At 67.2% G+C, this 2535-nt stretch carries 2 protein-coding genes; both read right to left on the bottom strand.

The features are described 5' to 3' along the window. Window positions 1–224: 224 nt before the first annotated feature. Window positions 225–1658, bottom strand: coding sequence for a CotH kinase family protein (locus QH283_RS15525; protein WP_280503700.1), 1434 nt, complete (start codon window positions 1656–1658; stop codon window positions 225–227). A 56-nt stretch (window positions 1659–1714) separates the two neighbouring features. Continuing rightward, complete coding sequence (locus QH283_RS15530) at window positions 1715–2392, bottom strand: DUF4956 domain-containing protein (RefSeq protein WP_280503699.1); 678 nt, start codon at window positions 2390–2392, stop codon at window positions 1715–1717. Window positions 2393–2535: the final 143 nt, after the last annotated feature.

Genomic DNA, 2535 nt, shown 5'->3' on the forward strand with positions numbered 1-2535 from the left:
GGGTTTTCCCAGCTCCCCCCCCGCGCGCCGCGCCCCACCCGGCGGGGTCTTGTTGGGGCGGCCCCGGGGGGGGGGACCACTATTCGGGGTGGTGCTCCCGCTGCCCTGAGTTGCGTGGGCCCTGAACTACGTGGGCCCTGAACTGCGTGGGCCGTGCGCTGCCACGGGAGGCCGCGGTTCACCGGTCGAGGGCCCGCGTGTGCCGACAACCGGTGGGTGCCGGGTCACGCGGGGCGCAGGCCGGCCAGTGCTGTCGTGCGCTGATCGATCCAGGTCCGCATCTCGGCGACCTTCTCGTTCAGTGTCTGCGCGCTGAGCCCGTCGCTGACCGGAACCGTCTCGGCCAGCCGGTCCAGCAGTTCGACGGCCAGTCCGCTGCTGTACACGCGGTCGGTCAGCTCCCAGTAGGCGGCCTCGTACCTCGAGGTGAACGCCTGCGACGCCAGGAAACGGGACTTCAGCGCATGACCGCCCCTCGACGGCATGCCGCCGCCCGGAGCGCCGTCCGTTCCCGCTTCGGGGTTCTCGGCCGCTCCCCCGCGCCGCCCGAACCCCAGCGACACCGAATCGTGCGGACCGGCCGTGGTCCCGCCGTGCATGGCGAGGTTCAGATCCCAGGAGACGACGGTGAACTTCTCGGTCTCCAGGTCGTACCAGAGGTAGTAGTTCTGGCCGGGGCCCGCCATGTCGTCGCCGTTGACCAACAGATTCTGGGTGGCCACGTAGCGGGCGAAGGAGGTCACGTCGACCCGGTCGGCCAGGTGGGCGTCGAACTCGACGTCGTCGGCGCTGTCGAGCCACTTCAGGAGGTCGATGATCGGTTGCAGGTTGCCGCTGCCGACGGCGTTGATCTGTGTGAACTGGTCGGCGTAGGCGGACTGGTCGTCACCCGCGTACTCGAAGCGGGAGTTCGCGTCGGCCTTGTAGAGGTAGCCGTCGGAGTCGAACAGGGCGTTGGCGTAGGTGTCGTCGGGGTGTTCGAGCAGCAGCCGGGTGGTGGTGGCGCTGTCGTTGACCGAATACACGACGTAGCCGTAACGCTGGGTGGGCTGATCGGTTTCCGCGGTCAGCGACAGCGCGAGGGCTTCGTTGAGCATCGGGGTTCCCGGCCGCACCGACAGTTCGGTCATGCCCTGGTAGCCGCGGCCGGAGACGTTCTCGTCGAAGCTGATGAGCAGCGGTAGCGAGGTCGGGTCCTCGGCCGAGGCGGACATGCCCATTCCCGCCATCGGGCCGCCGCTCGGCATGTCGGCGGGCAACTCGAACCCCTCAGGAAGTTCCATGCCATCCGGCGGGCTGAAGTCCTTGCCGCGCACCGCCATCAGAGTGGAGTTGCCTTTCAACCGGACCGACACGTCGTCGACGAAGGTGCCGTCGATGGTGAGGTCGGCGGTGACCCACTTCTTGTCGCCGGACTTCTGGAAGCTGGTGATCATGTCCTGGTACTCGGCGTCGGTGATCTCCAGGGACAGCTCGTGGGTCACCGAGTCGTCGAACAGGTCGACGGTGCCGGTGATGTTGTCGGTGATCTCGGAGGCGATGACCGAGATGTCGCCGGTGATCTGCGGACGGATGCGGGTGCCGCCGAAGACGGTTGCCATGACGGTCACGAACACGACGAACAGCGCGAGCAGCTTCCAGTGCCTGCGCAACGACATCGGCAGCCGGTGCGCGAGCCGGCGCGGCGGTGCCCCGATCGGCTGGTCCGGGCGCATCAGATGTCAGTCTGATCGTATCCGGTCAGGACGGTGACCCGCTGGCCTGCGTTCACGCCGCTGAGCGCCGCGATCAGCTCCGCGGACTCGACGCCCTTCTTCAGCTGCGCGGTGTAGTAGAGCTCGTTGAGCGCGCCCGCGCGGACCGATTCGGTGGAGACCAGCTCGAACTCCGAGCAGTAGCGCAGCAGCACGTCCTCGACCCCGGTCAGGTACTGCTGTTCCGGCGGCACCTGGATCTTCACGACCTGGCGCCTGACGTCGAGTGCGAACCAGTTGAATTTCGACATGATCACCATGACCAGGCAGATCGCCACGGTCGCGGCGACGGCGAGCAGGTAGAAGCGAGTGCCGGTGGTCATGCCGATGGCCATCACCAGGAAGATGAACCCGACGTCACGGGTCTCCTTGACGGCGTTGCGGAAGCGGACGACCGACAGCGCGCCGACGAGCGCGAACGCGCGGGCGATGTTGGAGCCGACCACCAGCATGATCAGCGAGACGACCATGCCGACCATCACCAGTGTCTGCACGTAGGACTGGCTGTAGGAGACGTTCTTGTGGGTGAAGCGGTAGACCCAGCCGATGACGGCGGCCAACACGAACGACAGCGACAGCGACACGATGATGTCGAAGGTCGTGAACGTCGCGCTGAGGTCTTGGAAGTCGAGAGTCATGTGGTCCTGATCCGGTTGTTCGAGGGGTGGGCCGGCCGGTGGTCCGGCCGGGCTCGTGCGGTGACCGGCGCTGGTTCGCCTGTTCCGCCGAGGAGGATCTGTTCGGGTGAGCCGAGGCGCGAGCGTGGCGCGAGGCCGAAGGC

It is taken from the genome of Nocardia farcinica (assembly GCF_029867845.1).
GTDB lineage: Bacteria > Actinomycetota > Actinomycetes > Mycobacteriales > Mycobacteriaceae > Nocardia > Nocardia farcinica_A.

Excerpts from the sequence above, each read along its gene's own strand:
- QH283_RS15525 (WP_280503700.1), bottom strand. The coding sequence starts at position 1,658 with ATGTCGTTGCGCAGGCACTGGAAGCTGCTCGCGCTGTTCGTCGTGTTC.
- QH283_RS15530 (WP_280503699.1), bottom strand. The coding sequence starts at position 2,392 with ATGACTCTCGACTTCCAAGACCTCAGCGCGACGTTCACGACCTTCGAC.